Raw genomic sequence first — 16,797 nt, forward strand, 5'->3', positions numbered from 1 at the left:
TGTCACGCCGCGCGCGATTGCGCGCGGCGGCGCGTTTCCTCGCGCATCTCGATCGCGACGTCGATCTGCCGCAGATAGGCACGTTCCGCGGTCAGGGCGGCGCGCGCGGCGTCGGGTGTCGCGCGCACGAAGCGGATCGGCAGGTTGAGCCGGGCCTGTGCGAGTTTCCAGAGATCCGCGCGGATCACCGTGCCGATCTTCGGATAGCCGCCGGTGGTCTGCGCGTCGTGCATCAGCACGATCGGCTGGCCGTTCGGCGGCACCTGGATCGTACCGGGCAGCACCGCGTGCGACAGCAGCTCGGCCGGCCGCTCGCGCACCAGCTCGGCGCCGGCGAGACGATAGCCCATCCGGTTGCTGTTGGCGGTGACGAGCCATTCCCCGTCCCAGAACGCCTGCTGCGAATCGGCCGCGAACGACGCGTAGTCGGGGCCCGGCAGCACGCGCACGGGCATTGCCCACGGCGCATGCGCGGGACGGTGCCGGCGCGGCGGCTCGTCGACGCGCACGAATGCGCACCACGCGGGCGCCTTCACGCCGAATTCGGGCGCATCGGCCGCGAGGCAGCCGGCGCCGGCCGGCGGCACGCCGACCGGGAGCCGATCGCCGTCGCGCAGCGCGCGGCCGCCGAGGCCGCCGAAGCGCGACGCGAGATCGGTGCTGCGCGAGCCGAGCATCGGCAGCACGTCGATGCCGCCCGCGATGCACAGGTAGCCGCGCATCCCGCGCTTCGCGGCCGGCAGCACGAGCGTCTGCCCGGCCTCGACCGGCAGGCTCCACCATGAATACACGGGCTTGCCGTCGAGCGTCGCGCCGAATTCGGTGCCGGTGATCGCGATGCGCGTCGCGCGGGTGAAGCGGAACGCGGCCGGGCCGATCGTGATCTCGACGGCCGCCGCGTCGGGGCGGTTGCCGACCAGCCGGTTGCCGACCTCGAGCGCGAGGCCGTCGAGCGCGCCGCCCTGCGCGACGCCGAGATGGCGCGTGCCGCGGCGGCCGAGATCCTGCACGGTCGACAGCGGGCCGGCGCGGACCACCTCGATCGTGCCCGGTGCGATGTTCTGGCTCATGTCGCGTCGACTCCCGCAATGGTGAAGCGCACGCGGTCGCCGGGCAGCAAGAGCGTCGGCTGCGGCTGCGTGGGGTCGAACAGCACGTGCGACGTGCGGCCGATCAGCTGCCAGCCGCCGGGCGACGTGGCCGGATAGATGCCGGTCTGCGCACCGCCGATGCCGACCGAGCCGGCCGGCACTTCCAGTCGCGGTGCCGCGCGGCGCGGCGTGTGCAGCGACGCATCGAGGCCGCCGAGATACGCGAAGCCCGGCTGGAAGCCGACGAAGAACACGACGTATTCGCCGGCCGCGTGGCGCGCGACGACTTCGTCGGCCGACAGCCCGGTATGCGCGGCGACGGCCAACAGGTCAGGCCCGGCCGCGCCGCCGTATTCGACCGGAATCTCGATCGCGCGGCCGTCCGCGTGCTCGACGTCGGCGGTTTCCCACGCGTCGCGCAGCGCCGGCGTGAGCGACTCGGCCGTCGCGGCGAGCGCGTCGAACACGATCGTCAGGTTGTTCATGCCCGGCACGACGTCGATCACGTCGGGCCACGCGCGCGCGGCCTCGGCGACGGCCCAGACGCGGCGCTGGCAATCGAGCGTGGCGGGCGACGGCATCTCGCACACGAGGGCGGCATCGCCGAGCGGATAAATGCGGGGTTGCGTCATCGGACTGGCACGGTTCGGACGGCAATGTTAGCGCACATTGTCAATAAAATATCGACAACTTCCCAATAAGCGTTTTCGCCTAGCTCGTATACGGCGGCTTCTGTCGTACACTCGGCACACCCTGACATCCCGCTTGCGCCGCCTTTCCATGAAGCGTCCTCCGACCAAGATCGTGTCATCCGAACACCTCGTTTCCGATTCGAGCGCGGAGCTGTCGGAGCTCGAATACGGGCTCATCATGGCCGGCAACGCATTCAACCGCTGGATGGTGCGCTGCATGTCGGCCGCGGGCGCGAAGGACATGACGGCGGTCGAGGTGTCGCTGCTGCATCATGTCAGCCATCGCGAACGCAAGAAGAAGCTCGCCGACATCTGCTTCGTGCTCAATATCGAGGATACGCACGTCGCGACCTACGCGCTGAAAAAACTGATCGCGCGCGGCTATGTGAAGAGCGAGAAGAGCGGCAAGGAGGTGTTCTTCTTCGCGACCGACGCGGGCCGCGAGCTGTGTTTGAAGTATCGGGAGGTGCGCGAGCATTGCCTGATCGAGACGCTGAAGGACAGCGGCCTCACCAACGAGCAGATCGGCGACGCGGCGCAGTTGCTGCGCCACGCATCGGGCCTCTACGACACGGCCGCGCGTGCGGCGGCTTCGCTGTAAACGATTGCGAACGGGACGGTGAACGCGGTGACGCGCGGCATGCCGCTGGCGCGGTGTCGCGCGCCGCGTCATCCGGCAGCGGCGGGGTAAAGCGCGCCGTCGGTCACGATCCAGCGCATCGCGAGATCGTGCACTTCGGCGGGCAGCGCATCCACGCGACACGCTTCATACGCGATGCCGACCGTCACCGGCAGCGTGTCGCCCGGCCAGATCGCGAGCGTGCGGTCGTAATAGCCGCCGCCATAGCCGAGCCGGTAGCGCTGCAGATCGAATCCCACACACGGAATCAGCAATAGGTCGGGCACGACGATGACCCCGGACGCCGGTTCCGGAATCCGGTGGTGCCCCTCGCGCATCGGCGTATCGGCATCCCATGCATGGAACGCGAGCGGCGTGTGCTTCTCGCCGATCACCGGCAGCGAGGCACGGCGGCCCGGGCCTGCCGCGGCCCACGCGAGCACCGCGTCGCGCGCGTCGAATTCGCCCGCCAGCGGCCAGTAGAAGCCGACCGTGCGCGGTGCGAGCTGCTCGAGCAACAGGCGCAGCCGCGCGTCGAGCGCGGCGTTCGCGGCGGGCTGCGACGCGGCGTCGCGACGCGCGCCGGACAGCGTTTTGCGCAGCGCAACCTTCGGGTTCGGCACAGGGTTGCATGCTATGCTTTCGTTCACTTCGTGCTCCATTCAAAACGATGTCGAACAGCCTTTTCCGAGTATATCGCGCGGTCGCGCTCACGCTTTCGGCCGCCGCGCTCGTCGCGGGCACGGCCGCGTGCGCGGCACCGAACGACGACACGCTCGCCGGGGACGACCAGATCTTCGTGCAGCTTCGCGAAGCCGCGCGCCGCAACGACGCCGCGAAGGCCGCGCAGCTCGCGTCGATGATCCCGAACTATCCGGTCCCGTCCTACGTCGAGTATTTCCAGATCAAGCCGCAGTTGTTCGATTCGACGGGCCGCGCACGTGCCGACGCGCCCGACGCACCCGTGCAGTCGTTCCTGCAGCGCTACGACGGCCAGGCGATCGCCGACCGCCTGCGCAACGACTACCTGCTCGTGCTCGGCGCGCGCCACGACTGGCGCAACTTCGACGACCAGTACAAGCGCTTCGTGCTCGACGACGACACGCAGGTCAAGTGCTATGCGCTCGAATCACGCGCGGCGCGCGGCGAGAACGTCGCCGAGGCGGCGCGCGCGCTGCTCGTCGAGCCGAAATACTACGGCGACGCCTGTGTCGACCTGATTACGGCACTGACGGTCAACCAGCAGTTCACGAGCGATGACGTGTGGCAGCAGGCGCGCCTCGCGTACGAGCAGAACTACACGACGCTCGGCGGCAAGATCGTCGACGCGCTCGGCCCGCGCCCGGTCAGCTTCGACCAGGCGACGAGCGCACCGCCGCTGTACCTCGCGCGCGGCATCGGCCCCGACGCCGTGTCGCACCAGCTCGCGCTGATCGCCCTCGGCCGCATGGCGCGCAACGATCCGGACGCGGCGGCAGGGATGCTGACGTCGGTCACCGGCTCGCTGACGAAGCAGGAACAGGCGATCGCGTGGGGGGCGATCGGCTACCAGGGCGCGATCAAGCGCTCGCCGCTCGCGTCGGTCTGGTATGCGAAATCCGCGAACGCGCCGCTGTCGAATCCGGGCTACGAATGGCGCACGCGCGCCGCGCTGCTCGCCGGCAACTGGCCGATGGTGCGCTGGTCGATCGAACAGATGCCGCCGTCGCTGCGCGACGATCCGGCATGGATCTACTGGCATGCGCGCGCGCTCAAGCAGAGCGGCGACATGCTGCAGGCGAACCAGGAATTCGAGCAGGTCGCGGGCCAGTACAATTTCTACGGGCAGCTCGCCGGCGAAGAGCTCGGCCAGCGCACGTCGATCCCGCCGCGCACGAAGGTGAGCGACGCCGAGGTCGACGCGATGAGCAAGATCCCGGGCTTCGCGCTCGCGCAGCGCTTCTACGGGCTGAACCTGCGCCTCGAAGGCAATCGCGAATGGAACTGGCCGCTGCGCGGGATGACCGATCGCCAGCTGCTCGCGGCCGCCGAGTACGGCAAGCGCGTCGACCTGCTCGACCGCACGGTCAACACGGCCGACCGCACGAAGGCCGAGCACGACTTCACGCTGCGCTATCCGTCGCCGTACCGCGACATCGTCGAGCGCTACGCGCAGTCGTCGGGCCTCGACATCGAATGGGCGTACGGGCTGATCCGCCAGGAATCGCGCTTCATCACGAACGCGCGTTCGTCGGTCGGCGCGGGCGGGCTGATGCAGCTGATGCCGGCCACCGCGCAGATCGTCGCGAAGAAGCTCGGGATGGGCACGATCACGCGTGCGCAGATGCACGACATCAATACCAACATCCAGCTCGGCACCTGGTATCTGGCCGACATCTACAATACCTTCGACAGCTCGCCGGTGCTGGCGACCGCCGGTTACAACGCGGGCCCGGGCCGGCCGCGCCAGTGGCGCCAGGTATTGACGCAGCCGGTCGAAGGCGCGATCTTCGCGGAGACGATTCCGTTCAACGAGACGCGCGACTACGTGAAGAACGTGCTGTCGAATACCGTCTACTACGCGGCGCTCTTCGAGGGCAAACCGCAGTCGTTGAAGAAGCGTCTAGGCATGATCTCGCCCTGATCCGCAATCTTCACACTGCCGCGCGAGACGCGGCAGTGTTCTTTTGAGGTCTCGAACATGGATCGCCAGACCGTCGCGCTATTGGGCGGCACCGGCTTCATCGGCAGCCTGCTCGTCAACGCGCTGATCGACGCCGGCAAGCAGGTACGGATCGGCACGCGGCGGCGCGAGCACGCGCGCCACCTGCAGATGCTGCCGGTCGAGATCGTCGAACTCGACGCGTTCGATACGCGCACGCTGGCCCGGTTCGTCGCCGGCGCGCACGCGGCCGTCAATCTCGTCGGCGTGCTGCACGGTGGCCACGGCACGCCGTACGGGCCGGGGTTCGAGCGCGCGCACGTCGCGCTGCCGGCCGCGCTGGCCGCCGCGTGCGTCGAAGTCGGCGTGCGGCGCGTGCTGCACATGAGCGCGCTCGGCGCCGATTCGCATGGCCCGAGCATGTACCAGCGCTCGAAGGGCGACGGCGAGGCCGCGCTGCATGCGGTCGCGGCGACCGATTCGCTCGCGCTGACGATCTTCCGCCCGTCGGTCGTGTTCGGCCCCGGCGACGCCTTTCTCAACACGTTCGCGAACCTGCAGCGCACGCTGCCCGTGCTGCCGCTCGCGATGCCCGACGCGCGCTTCCAGCCGGTGTTCGTCGGCGACGTGGTGCGCGCGTTCGTCAACACGCTCGATCTCGCGGGCGCACACGGCAAGACCTACGAGCTCGGCGGCCCGACCGTCTATACGCTCGAGCAGCTGGTGCGCTATTGCGGCACGCTGGTCGGCCGGCAGGCACGCATCGTGCGGCTGCCCGACGCGCTCGCGCGGCTGCAGGCGCGCGTGTTCGAATGCCTGCCCGGCGAGCCGGTGATCACGCGCGACAATCTTGCATCGATGTCGGTGCCGAACGTGCTGTCCGGGCCGCTCGCGCCGGAACTCGGAATCTCGCCCGCGAGTCTCGAGAGCATCGCGCCCGCGTATCTCGGCCACGCCGCGCAGCGGTCCCGCTTCGACTGGTTCCGCTCGCGCCGCCACTAGGCGTCGCGGGCCGCCGCTTTCCGTCAATCACTTTCGCGCTTTCCGGAACACCGCCATGAAACTCGTCATTGGAGACAAGAATTACTCGTCGTGGTCGATGCGGCCGTGGCTGCTGCTCGCGCATTTCGGGATCCCGTTCGACGAGATCGCGATCGAGCTGCGCCGCGACGACACGGCTGCCCGCATCCGCGAGTATTCGCCGACCGGCAAGGTGCCGTGCCTGATCGACGATCACGGCACCGCGATCTGGGATTCGCTCGCGATCGCCGAAACGCTCGCCGAGCGCTATCCGCAGTTCCCGATGTGGCCGGACGATCCGCTCGACCGCGCGCACGCGCGCTGCATCTCGGCCGAGATGCACGCGGGCTTCGCCGCGCTGCGCACGCAGATGGGGATGAACGTGCGCGCGTCGATGCCGGGGCGCGGCGCGACGCCCGATGCGCTCGCCGACGTCGCGCGCATCGACGCGCTGTGGAGCGCGTGCATCGAGGCATCGGGCGGCCCGTTCCTGTTCGGCGAGTTCGGGATCGCCGATGCGATGTACGCGCCCGTCGTGATGCGCTTCAACACGTATGCGCCGGCGCTGTCGCCGGAGGCGGCCGGCTACGCGGCACGCGTGACGGCGCTGCCGGCGGTGCAGCGCTGGATCGAAGCCGCGCGCCGCGAAACCAACGTGATTGCCGAATACGAACCGACGCCATGAACATCTACGCGGTAGGCGGAGCGATCCGCGACGAATTGCTCGGCGTGCCGGTGCAGGACCGCGATTACGTGGTGGTGGGCGCGACGCCCGAGCAGATGGCCGCGCAAGGCTTCCGGCCGGTCGGCAAGGATTTCCCCGTGTTCCTGCATCCGGACACGCAGGAGGAATACGCGCTCGCGCGCACCGAGCGCAAGACGGCGGCCGGCTATCACGGCTTCCAGTTCTACTACGCGCCCGACGTGACGCTCGACGAGGACCTCGCGCGGCGCGACCTGACGATCAACGCGATGGCGCGCGAAGTGAGCCCGGAAGGCGTGTTGATCGGGCCGGTGATCGATCCGTTCGACGGGCAGGCCGACCTGCATGCACGCGTGTTCCGGCACGTGGGCGACGCGTTCGTCGAGGATCCGGTGCGGATCCTGCGGATCGCGCGCTTTGCCGCGCGCTTCGCGGATTTCACGGTCGCGGACGACACGCTCGCGCTGATGCGGCGCATGGTCGACGCGGGCGAAGCGGACGCGCTGGTGCCCGAGCGCGTGTGGCAGGAGATCGCGCGCGGGCTGATGGAGGCGAAGCCGTCGCGGATGTTCGCGGTGCTGCGCGAGTGCGGCGCGCTCGCGCGCGTCCTGCCCGAGGTCGGCGCGCTGTGGGGCGTGCCGCAGCGCGCCGACTACCACCCGGAAGTCGACACGGGCGTGCACGTGATGATGGTCGTCGACTATGCGGCGAAGCAGGGCTATTCGCTGCCGGTGCGCTTCGCGGCGCTCACGCACGATCTCGGCAAGGCGACGACACCCGCCGACGTGCTGCCGCGCCACGTCGGCCACGAAGGCCGCGGCGTCGACCTCATCAAGCCGTTGTGCGAGCGGCTGCGCGTGCCGAACGACTGCCGCGATCTCGCGCTGGTGGTCGCGCGCGAGCACGGCAACCTGCATCGCGTGATGGAGATGGGCGCGGCGGCGCTGGTGCGGCTCTTCGAGCGCAGCGATGCACTGCGCAAGCCGGCGCGCTTTGCGGAAATGCTGCAGGCGTGCGAGTCGGACGCGCGCGGCCGGCTCGGGCTCGACACGCAGCCGTATCCGCAGGCCGAGCGGCTGCGCGTGGCGCTGGTCGCGGCGCGCAGCGTCGACGCCGGCGCGATCGCGCGCGGCATCGGCGACGATGCGATGCAGATCAAGGACGCCGTGCATCGCGCACGGGTCGAGGCCGTCAAGCAGGCGCTGGCGATCGGCGAATAGCGCGGAACAACCGGGTGGCGCGGTGTGCCGCCCGGCCGCCGGCCGTCATTGCTTCGTGCGGGCGGCGGCGCGGCGGGCCGGGGTGGCGGCGGCCGGACGCTTGCCGGCGGGCGCGCGCGGTTTCCCGGCAGCCGGCTTTGCCGTTGCGCGGGCCGGCGTGTCGGCGGGGGCCGCCGCGTCCGAGTCGCGCCCGCGGGTCGGCGTCGGCGTCGGCGTCGGCGTCGGGTCGCGGCGGCTCACGCGCGGCTCGCCCGGCGTCGGACCGGCACCGCGCGCAAGCGGCCTGATTTCCATCGCCGCGGACCCGAATTCGGCGCAGCTGTCGTCGAAGAGCGGCAGCGTGCCGACCGCGATCAGTTCGGCGGGCCCGTCACCGACGTTCGCGACGCGATGGCGCTTCCTCGCATCGAAGTGCAGCGAGTCGCCGGGCGACAGCGGGTAATCCTGCTTGCCGATCGTGTAGCAGAGGCGGCCGGCCAGCACGTATACGAACTCGTCGCCGCCGTGCGCGACCCATTCCGAGCGGTAGCCCTCCATCATCCGGACCTTGAGCGCGTTGATCTGGCTGCCGTCGAAGGTGGTGGACAGCCGCTCGTACCACTGCGACGTGGCGTCGACCGCGTACGGTTCGCGGCGGCCCGCGTGCGAGTCGGGCCGCGCCTGGCGCGGCTGGTCGATCAGCGTGCCGAGCGGCACGTTCAGCGCCTTCGCGACGTTGACGAGCGACGACAGCGAGATGCCGGTGAGATGGCGCTCGACCTGCGACAGGAACCCGACCGACAGGTTCGCCTCGGTCGCGACTTCGAGCAGCGTCTTCTTCGCTTCCCGGCGCAGGCGCCGAATGCGCTGGCCGATACGCATGATGTCTGAATCCATGGATCTCTTTCGTCGCAACGAGTCGGAAGGCGAGCGGAGGGCGGTGCGGTCGCCGGGACGTTGCGTTCCGCGAACACACGAAGCACGGCCGTCGGAACGACGAAGCCGGCGCATTGTACCGTGACCCGCGCGCGATAGCGCCCGGACGGCGCCGCGCCGCGCATGGCCGCGCCGCCGTCGCGCGCCGCGCCGGTAATTTTAGCCCTACGAAAATTTTGGCTTGACCTCAATTCCGGCGTGCTCTAGATTCTGTCGCGCGCATCAAACAAAGTTAAGTGAGACAAAAATTTTCCCCAGGGCCTGCCGCCGGAACGGCACCGCGGCCCGGCTGTCGGCTGGACCGCGCGTCGTCCGCGCACGGGCGGCGGGCCGTTTCAGGCGCGCGCCATGCCGCGTGACGCCGCCGGCCGCCGACAACAATCCATAGCGGGTTTCCGATGATCGATCGACTGAAATACAGCTTCTCCGGCCTTCCCTCGTATGACGCATCCGTCGCCGACACGCAGGCGGGCCTGTCGCGCCTGCTCGACGCCGCGCGGCTCGACGCGGTCGTGGTCACGTCGCAGGACGAGTACATCACCGAATACCTGCCGCGCCGCAACAACCCGCGCTACGCGCTGTCGGGCTTCGACGGCTCGGCCGGCTGCGGGATCTTCCTGAGCGCGGCGACCGCGCAGGCGCTCGGCGTGCCGCCGTTCGTGCTGTTCGTCGACGGCCGCTATCACCTTCAGGCCGAACAGCAGTGCGACCCGGCGCGCGTGCGGATCGAGAAGCTCGGGATGAACGTGACGATCTGGCAGGCGCTGGCCGACTGGCTGGTCGCGCACGCGAGCCGGCTCGCGCGGGTCGGCTATGACGCGTTGCGGATCAGTGTCGGGCAGCGGGACCGGCTGGTCGAGCAGACGCGGGCGGCGTCGCTCGACTGGACGCGCCTCGTCGAGCGCGAGATCGATCGCGCGATCGCGCTGCCGGGCTGGGTGGTCGAGCGGCCGATCTTCGAGCTGCCGGATGCGATGACCGGCGCGAGCGTCGCGCAGAACCTCGATGCGCTGAACCGGCGGCTCGCCGCGCATACCGGCGCGGCGCCGGGCAAGACCGCGTTCTTCACGTGCGCGTCGGACGATCTCGCGTACCTGCTGAACAGCCGCGGCTATCACATCCCGAATGCGTCGTCGCACCTGGGTTACCTGTTCGCGATCGGCGAGCAGGTCGCGCTGTTCCTGCCGGAAGGTTGCGACCGGTGCCCGGTCGAGCTGGCGTCGTATCCGGCGCTGCACGTGATCCGGCGCGACTTCGCCGAACTCGAGCGCTTCCTCGCGCAGTTCGCGGTCGACCACGTGTGCTACGGCTTCGAATCGGTCAACTGCGCGCTCGTCGAGTCGGTGCGCCGGGTGTGGCCGCACGTGCGCCACGCCGATTTCAACCCGGTCGAGGCGATGCGGGCCGGCAAGACGCCGGCGGTGCTCGAGCGGTTCCGCGACGCGTTTGCGCGCAGCTCGGCGGCGATCGCCGAAACGATGCGCTGGGCGAAGGCCGGCGAGCCGGGGCGGCGTCATACCGAATACGACCTGGCCCGCACGATCAACGACGCGTACGACGCCCGCTCGGCGGTCGCGCTGACGTTCCCGTCGATCGCGGCGAACGGCGCGAACAGCGCGTTCGCGCACTATACGGCGGCGAGCGCCGACGTCGATCTGACGGAAGGCGAACTCGTGCTGCTGGACAGCGGCGCGTACTACGACGCCGGTTTCGCGACCGACTGCACGCGCGTCGTGCTGCGTCGCACGCAGCCGGAAACGGTCGCGCAGCCGTGGCAGCGCGAGATCTACACGGTCGCGCTGAAGGCCTGCATCAAGGGGCTCGTCACGCGCTTTCCGAAGACGGCGACGGGCGGCGACGTCGACGCGACGGTGCGGCAGGTGTGCCGCGATCACGGCTACGATTTCGGCCACGGCACCGGGCACGGCGTCGGGATCCACGTGCACGAGGGCGGCGTGCGGTTCGCGCCGGGCGCGAAGTACGGGCTGGTGCCGAATGCGGTGATTTCGGTCGAGCCGGGCATCTACGTGCCGGGCAAGGGCGGCGTGCGGATCGAGAACATCGTGATCGTGCGCGCGGACGACGAATCGGACACCGTCGCGTTCGAGAACATCGTCACGGTCGGCTACGACTGGGACCTGATCGATGTCGCGCTGCTGGACGACGACGAGCGCGCGTACCTGCGCGACTACGAACGGCTTTGCGTGGAGCGCGGCACGCAGGTCACGGCGTGTCCGCTGCTGTAAGACGGGGAAGGGGCGTGCGGCCGCAGCCGGGCCGCGCGGCCGGCGCGTCGGTGCGCCGGCGTGATCAGTACATCAGCGCAATCAACGTATCAGCGCATCAGCGCCGACACGCGCCCGTCGGGCCCGTAGACGCCGGACGGCGCGGGTGCCGAGCGCAGCACCGCGAGCGCGCGCTCGTTGTAGTCCATCCGGATCCGGATCAGCATTCCGTTGGTCGCATTGGCCTGGCGCGCGCGTTCGGCGGCCTGCAGCAGCAGTTGCCAGCGGCCGGCGAGGCGTGCATCGCGCTCGGCGGCCAGGTCCATCCCTTTCTTGCCGGCCGGAAAGCCGAGCGCGGACAGCTGCGTGTCGCGCGTGCGCTCGAGCTGCGCGAGCCGGTCGATCAGCACGCTTTTCTTCTCGACGATGCCGGGCAGCATCTCGAGCGGCTCCGGTGTCGTGAGCGCTTTTTCCTCGTAGGCGAGCAGGGACGCGAACGCTTCGACCGTCGCGTGTTCGTCGTTGACCGTGGCCAGCAGCTCTTCTCTCATCGCGTCATGCTCGTCGCGCCGGCACGCGTTCGGCGCATGCCGGCAAACCAGGGGACCGGTCAGGGCGTGACGGGCCCCGGGCCGGCTCAGTTGCCCTGCGAGCGCTGCTGTTGCAGCAGGTCGCGGGCGGTATTCAATACGCCGTCGGCGATCTTGTTCACGTCGATCGTCAACGTGCCGTTGTTCAGCGCGTCCTTGATCGACTGGACGAGGGCGGTGTCGATGTCGGCGCTGCCGGAGGCCGACAGCGAACGCAGCTGGCCCGACAGACCCGACAGGTTCACGGTCGTGTCGCCGCCGGTCGATCCTGCGTCGGCCGCCTGCGCGGACGACGACGAAGCCGCGCCGGATTGCGCGCGGGCCGCGCCGTTGCCGGTCGACGCGAGTGGGCTCGGGTTCGGAGTGGAATCGATCTTCACGATGGGTTTCCTGGACGGTATGACCCAGATAACGGCCGGGTCGGCCCGAACTTTAGCATCGTGAGCCCGAAATTCTCCGAATAAACAATTCTTTGCAATCTGACGGCGGGATCCGTCCCTAGAGCGGAATTTCGACGGTCCCGGCGTCCTTGACGATCGCCGTGACGATCTGGCCCGCGGCCATCCTGACCCGCACCGACTGGCCCGGCGCCGCATTGGCGAGCACGCTGCCCTCCGCCGAGATCGTGAAACCGGGCCCGGCCGCGACGACCCGCACCGTCTGGCCGGCCGACACCGACGCGGCGCTCTTCAGCATGTCCTGGCGCAGCGGCAGCCCGGCCGAGATCCGGGCCAGCGCGGTCGCGCCGACCGCCTGCGCGGGATCGGTGATCACCGCGAGCGGCAGCACCGTCAGGTCGCCGTCGCGCGCGACGAGGTCGGCCGCGGTGAGCGGCTCGCCGGGCGTGATCTGCCGCGCGGCGACGTAATAGGTGGCCTGCACGGCGACCTTCGCCTGCAGGTAGACGGTCCATGGCCGTTCGCCCGCGCAGCGCACGCCGACCGTCGTGCGGCCCCACAGGCGCGCGCCGGTCGGCAGGAACGGCTCGAGCGTCGTGCACGCGGCGAGCCCGCGCGGAAACGCGGTCGCGACGGTCGCGGAAGTCTTGCCCGGCAGGCCCGCGACCTGCTGCTGCAGGAACGCGAGGGCCGTGCGCCGGATCGTGTCGGGGTCCTGCTGGCCGGGCGGCGTCGCCGGCTGGGGCGCGGCGGCCGCCTGGGGCGGGTTGGCTACCTGGGCCGGGTTGGCGGCAGCCGCCGGCGCGCGCGGGGCCGGTGCGGCCGGCGTGGTGCGGGCCGTCGCCATGCGCGCGGCGATGGCCGGTCGCGCGGCGTTCGATGCGGGGCCGGCCGTACCGGCGACGACGGTCGCGACGGCACCCGGATCGGCGGCGCGCTGTGCGCCATAACCGGCGTTCGCGGCGTTCGTGCGCGCGGCGGCGTAGACGGGGCGCGGCGCGGGCGTTGGCACGGCGGCCGGCGCCGGGACGCTCGTCATGACCATCGAGCCGGCCGGCTGCGCCGCATAGCCCGCCGCGGCCGCGCCGGCCGCCATGGTCACGCCGGCAGCACCGCTTGCACCGCCCGCCATGGTCACGCCGGCAGCACCGCTTGCACCGCCCGCCATGGCCACGCCGGCAGCACCGCTCGCACCGGCCGTCATGGCCATGCCCGCACCCGAAGCCGTTCCCGCATTCCCGCCGAACTGCCCGCCGCTCGCCGCGTTCGCATGCGCGAGCGCGGTTTCGGCCGTCTCGCCGCGTCCGGGAATCACGATCATCCCGTCGTCCGCGTGCGCAACCGGCGCCGCGAGCCACAGCGCCGCGGCGAGCGCGAACGCACGCGGCATGCGCGTGCCGCGTCCGTCGTTTCCGCGAAATGCGCTGCCAGTCATCGCCGTGTCCTCGAAGCCGTTGATCCGATTTGCATTCTAGGGAGCCGGGCCGTCGCGCAAACGATGAATAGAGGGGGCCTTTGCCGCGTTATTCGTCCGATTGCCGGTTGCGCCCGGCGCCTACCATCGCTGTCATGGAAAAAAGCCCCTTGGGTCGCCATCCGGCCCGAGCGGCGTGCAGCGCTTCATACGGAGAGACGCACACATGCTGGACAAACTCGATGCCGAATTCGCGTTCGGCCGACAGGCGCTTGACGTGCGCGCCTATCGGCAGGAACTGCTGTCGTCGAACATCGCGAACGCCGACACGCCCGGCTACCAGGCCCGCGACACCGATTTCGCGTCGACCCTCGCGCGCTCGCTGAAGCAGACCAGCGGCGGTCTCGCGCCGAGCAACGCCGCGCAGCTGCCGATGGCGCAGCCGGCCGGCGTGACGAGCGGGATGACGATGGTGTCGACGGCGCCGGGCCACATGGCCGGCACCGCGAAGCTGATTCCGACCGGCGGCCCGGCCGACGACTACGGTCGTGCGCAGTACCGGATGCCGCTGCAGCCGTCGCTCGACGGCAACACGGTCGATCTCGATGTCGAGCGCGTGCAGTTCGCGAACAACGCGCTGCACTACGAAACCGGGATGACCGTGATGACCCAGCAGATCAAGGCGATGATCGCCGCGATCTCGACGAACTCGTAAGCGCGCGCCGCTTCCGCACCCGAACAAGGAGCCTCCATGCCCTCGTTGATGAACATCTTCGGCGTCGCCGGTTCGGCGCTGTCCGCGCAATCGCAGCGCCTGAACGTCACCGCGTCGAACCTCGCGAACGCCGACAGCGCGACCGGCCCCGACGGCAAGCCGTACAAGGCCAAGCAGGTCGTGTTCGCGACCGACCCGCTCGGCGGCGCGCGCACGGCGTCCGGCCAGGGCGTGGGCGGCGTGCGCGTGACGAAAGTGATGGACGATCCGTCGCCGATGAAGTCGACCTACGACCCGGCGAACCCGGCCGCCGACGCGAACGGCTACGTGCAGATGCCGAACGTCGATCCGGTGCAGGAGATGGTGAACATGATCTCGGCGTCGCGCTCGTACCAGGCCAACGTCGAGACGCTGAACACCGCGAAGACGCTGATGCTCAAGACGCTGACGATCGGCACGTAAGCCGCGCGCCGAGCGTCCTTCCACACCGAGACCCCGACCCGACAGTTCCGACACAAGGCCACCCAGGATGACTTCCTCCAGCACGACGATCGGCAGCAGCGGCACCAACGTGTCGACCCTGCCGACCGACACGATGAACACCAACAGCGTGTCGACGACCGGCACGTCGGCGAGCGACCTGCAGGCGACGTTCCTGAAGCTGCTCGTCACGCAGCTGCAGAACCAGGATCCGACCAGCCCGGTCGACAGCTCGCAGATGACGTCGCAGCTCGCGCAGATCAACACGGTGAGCGGCATCGCGCAGCTGAACACGTCGCTGACGTCGCTGTCGACGCAGCTCGCGGCCGGCCAGCAGACGCAGGCCGCGCTGCTGATCGGCACGAACGTGCTCGCGCCGGGCAACAGCGTCGCGGTGAAGAGCGGCGCGGCGTCGCCGTTCGGCGTGTCGCTCACGAGCGACGTGTCGAACCTGACGATCACCGTGAAGAATAGCTCGGGCGTCGTCGTGAACACGATCAACGCGGGCCAGCAGTCGGCCGGCACGGTGCCGTTCAACTGGACGCCGACCGATGCGGCCGGCAACGCGCTGCCGGACGGCAAGTACACCGTGAGCGCGCAGTACACGGGCACCGACGGCAAGACGTATGCGCCGACCGTGCTAGCGGCCGCGCAGGTGCAGAGCGTGATCAAGCAGGCCGACGGCACGGCGGGGCTCGTGCTGTCGAACGGCACGACGGTGGGGTTGACCCAGGTCGCGTCGATTTTCCCGAACACCGCGTCGTCGTCGTCCGGCGGCACGACCACCACCAACTGATCCAGCTTTCTCGAAAACGGAGACCGAAATGGGTTATCAACAGGGTCTGAGCGGCCTCGCCGGCGCATCGAACGCGCTCGACGTGATCGGCAACAACATCGCGAACGCGAACACGGTCGGCTTCAAGTCGAGCACCGCGCAGTTCTCCGACATGTACGCGAACTCGGTCGCGACGTCGGTCAACACGCAGATCGGGATCGGCACGACGCTCGCATCGGTGCAGCAGCAGTTCGGCCAGGGCACGATCAACACGACGAACGCGTCGCTCGACGTCGCGATCAACGGCAACGGCTTCTTCCAGATGTCGAACAACGGCGTGACGACGTACTCGCGCGACGGCACGTTCCAGCGCGACAAGAACGGCTTCATCGTCAACTCGGCGGGCGCGAACCTGATGGGCTACGCCGCCGACAAGAGCGGCGTGATCAGCACCGCGCAGACCGTGCCGCTGCAGGCGCCGACGACCAACATTGCACCGACTGCGACGACCAAGATCTCGGCCCAGTTCAACCTGAACTCGCAGGACACGCCGCCGACCAAGACCCCGTTCGACCCGACCGACACCACGACGTACAACTACTCGACATCGATCCAGGTGTACGACTCGCTCGGCGGCTCGCAGGCGGTCAACATGTACTTCGTGAAGTCGGCGGCCGGCACGTGGGAGGCCTACGCGGGCGTGCAGGGTGGCACCGCGACCGACCTCGGCACGGTCACGTTCAACTCGTCGGGCGCGATCCAGGGCACGACGACGGGCACGCCGGCCGCGCCGACCGCGTCGCTCGGCCAGTTCCAGTTCACGGTGCCGAACACCGACGGCTCGGCGACGCCGCAGCAACTCACGCTCGACCTGACCGGCACCACGCAGTACGGCGGCAAGGACGGCGTGAACAACCTCGCGCAGGACGGCTATGCGAGCGGCACGCTGACGACCTTCTCGATCGGCGCCGACGGCAAGCTGACCGGCAACTACTCGAACGGCCAGACGGCGGTACTCGGCCAGATCGTGCTCGCGAACTTCAACAACCCGAATGGGCTCGTCAACCTCGGCGGCAACCAGTACGCCGAATCGTCCGCGTCGGGCGTGCCGCAGATCTCCTCGCCGGGCAGCACGAACCACGGTTCGCTGCAGGGCAGCGCGCTCGAGAACTCGAACGTCGACCTGACGTCGCAGCTCGTCAACCTGATCACCGCGCAGCGCAACTACCAGGCGAACGCGCAGACGATCAAGACGCAGCAGACCGTCGACCAGACGCTCATCAACCTGTAAAGCGCGGA

17 protein-coding genes are annotated in these 16,797 nt (G+C 69.6%); 10 read left to right on the forward strand and 7 right to left on the reverse strand.

The window, feature by feature from the left end; genetic code table 11:
* Positions 1–2: 2 nt before the first annotated feature.
* Entirely contained in the window at positions 3–1,070 is a 1,068-nt protein-coding gene (locus DIE22_RS24365; protein ID WP_124499865.1) for a biotin-dependent carboxyltransferase family protein, read from the reverse strand.
* Positions 1,067–1,723 (reverse strand): 5-oxoprolinase subunit PxpB, encoded by a 657-nt coding sequence (pxpB, locus tag DIE22_RS24370; RefSeq protein WP_124606250.1) that lies wholly within the window; start codon positions 1,721–1,723, stop codon positions 1,067–1,069. Before pxpB ends, DIE22_RS24365 begins: the two co-directional genes overlap by 4 nt.
* A 148-nt stretch (positions 1,724–1,871) precedes the next feature.
* Between pxpB and DIE22_RS24375 the strand changes: the two genes are divergently transcribed.
* The gene (locus tag DIE22_RS24375; protein ID WP_121861190.1) at positions 1,872–2,384 is read left to right on the forward strand and encodes a winged helix DNA-binding protein; all 513 of its coding nucleotides are present in this window, start codon (positions 1,872–1,874) and stop codon (positions 2,382–2,384) included.
* Positions 2,385–2,452: 68 nt separating this feature from the next.
* Here DIE22_RS24375 and DIE22_RS24380 read toward each other — a convergent pair whose 3' ends face one another.
* Positions 2,453–3,064, reverse strand: a complete 612-nt coding sequence (locus tag DIE22_RS24380) for a 5-formyltetrahydrofolate cyclo-ligase (protein WP_124606251.1) — start codon at positions 3,062–3,064, stop codon at positions 2,453–2,455.
* An 8-nt stretch (positions 3,065–3,072) separates the two neighbouring features.
* On the opposite strand from DIE22_RS24380, the gene DIE22_RS24385 reads away from it, so the two are divergent.
* Genes DIE22_RS24385 through DIE22_RS24400 form a run of 4 tightly spaced genes read left to right on the forward strand, consistent with a single transcriptional unit; the run spans position 3,073 to position 7,986 of the window.
* Positions 3,073–5,025: a lytic transglycosylase domain-containing protein gene (locus tag DIE22_RS24385; protein WP_124606252.1), complete on the forward strand. Its 1,953-nt coding sequence runs from the start codon at positions 3,073–3,075 to the stop codon at positions 5,023–5,025.
* Between the two features lie 57 nt (positions 5,026–5,082).
* Positions 5,083–6,045, forward strand: coding sequence for a complex I NDUFA9 subunit family protein (locus DIE22_RS24390; protein ID WP_124499861.1), 963 nt, complete (start codon positions 5,083–5,085; stop codon positions 6,043–6,045).
* Positions 6,046–6,100: 55 nt separating this feature from the next.
* The gene (locus DIE22_RS24395; RefSeq protein WP_124499860.1) at positions 6,101–6,748 is read left to right on the forward strand and encodes a glutathione S-transferase family protein; all 648 of its coding nucleotides are present in this window, start codon (positions 6,101–6,103) and stop codon (positions 6,746–6,748) included.
* Positions 6,745–7,986, forward strand: coding sequence for a multifunctional CCA addition/repair protein (locus tag DIE22_RS24400; RefSeq protein WP_124606253.1), 1,242 nt, complete (start codon positions 6,745–6,747; stop codon positions 7,984–7,986). The genes DIE22_RS24395 and DIE22_RS24400 overlap by 4 nt, the downstream gene beginning before the upstream one ends.
* 45 nt (positions 7,987–8,031) lie before the next feature.
* Here the strand turns inward: DIE22_RS24400 and DIE22_RS24405 are convergent, their stop codons facing one another.
* Positions 8,032–8,862 (reverse strand): helix-turn-helix domain-containing protein, encoded by an 831-nt coding sequence (locus tag DIE22_RS24405; protein ID WP_124606254.1) that lies wholly within the window; start codon positions 8,860–8,862, stop codon positions 8,032–8,034.
* Between the two features lie 437 nt (positions 8,863–9,299).
* Here DIE22_RS24405 and DIE22_RS24415 point away from each other — a divergent pair, with 437 nt between their 5' ends.
* Positions 9,300–11,147: a M24 family metallopeptidase gene (locus DIE22_RS24415; RefSeq protein WP_124499857.1), complete on the forward strand. Its 1,848-nt coding sequence runs from the start codon at positions 9,300–9,302 to the stop codon at positions 11,145–11,147.
* An 89-nt stretch (positions 11,148–11,236) separates the two neighbouring features.
* On the opposite strand, the gene DIE22_RS24420 is transcribed toward DIE22_RS24415, so the two are convergent.
* The 3 genes from DIE22_RS24420 to flgA form a co-directional block, all read right to left on the reverse strand.
* Positions 11,237–11,677, reverse strand: coding sequence for a flagella synthesis protein FlgN (locus DIE22_RS24420; protein WP_124499856.1), 441 nt, complete (start codon positions 11,675–11,677; stop codon positions 11,237–11,239).
* A gap of 86 nt (positions 11,678–11,763) precedes the next feature.
* Positions 11,764–12,096 carry a flagellar biosynthesis anti-sigma factor FlgM gene (flgM, locus tag DIE22_RS24425; protein ID WP_124499855.1) on the reverse strand — a complete coding sequence of 111 codons (333 nt, stop codon included), beginning with the start codon at positions 12,094–12,096 and terminating at the stop codon, positions 11,764–11,766.
* Positions 12,097–12,214: 118 nt separating this feature from the next.
* Entirely contained in the window at positions 12,215–13,549 is a 1,335-nt protein-coding gene (flgA, locus tag DIE22_RS24430; RefSeq protein WP_124606255.1) for a flagellar basal body P-ring formation chaperone FlgA, read from the reverse strand.
* A 205-nt stretch (positions 13,550–13,754) separates the two neighbouring features.
* Between flgA and DIE22_RS24435 the strand changes: the two genes are divergently transcribed.
* The 4 genes from DIE22_RS24435 (at position 13,755) to flgE (ending at position 16,789) form a co-directional block, all read left to right on the forward strand.
* On the forward strand, positions 13,755–14,243 hold the full coding sequence (locus tag DIE22_RS24435; RefSeq protein WP_124606256.1) for a flagellar basal body rod protein FlgB: 489 nt from the start codon (positions 13,755–13,757) through the stop codon (positions 14,241–14,243).
* 36 nt (positions 14,244–14,279) lie between these two features.
* A complete protein-coding gene (gene flgC / locus DIE22_RS24440; RefSeq protein ID WP_124606257.1) occupies positions 14,280–14,705 on the forward strand; it encodes a flagellar basal body rod protein FlgC in 426 nt (141 codons plus the stop codon).
* Between the two features lie 67 nt (positions 14,706–14,772).
* On the forward strand, positions 14,773–15,519 hold the full coding sequence (locus DIE22_RS24445; RefSeq protein WP_124606258.1) for a flagellar hook assembly protein FlgD: 747 nt from the start codon (positions 14,773–14,775) through the stop codon (positions 15,517–15,519).
* A gap of 28 nt (positions 15,520–15,547) precedes the next feature.
* Positions 15,548–16,789 carry a flagellar hook protein FlgE gene (gene flgE, locus DIE22_RS24450; RefSeq protein ID WP_124606259.1) on the forward strand — a complete coding sequence of 414 codons (1,242 nt, stop codon included), beginning with the start codon at positions 15,548–15,550 and terminating at the stop codon, positions 16,787–16,789.
* Positions 16,790–16,797 lie beyond the last annotated feature (8 nt).

Source organism: Burkholderia sp. Bp9142 (genome assembly GCF_003853415.1).
Classification (GTDB): domain Bacteria; phylum Pseudomonadota; class Gammaproteobacteria; order Burkholderiales; family Burkholderiaceae; genus Burkholderia.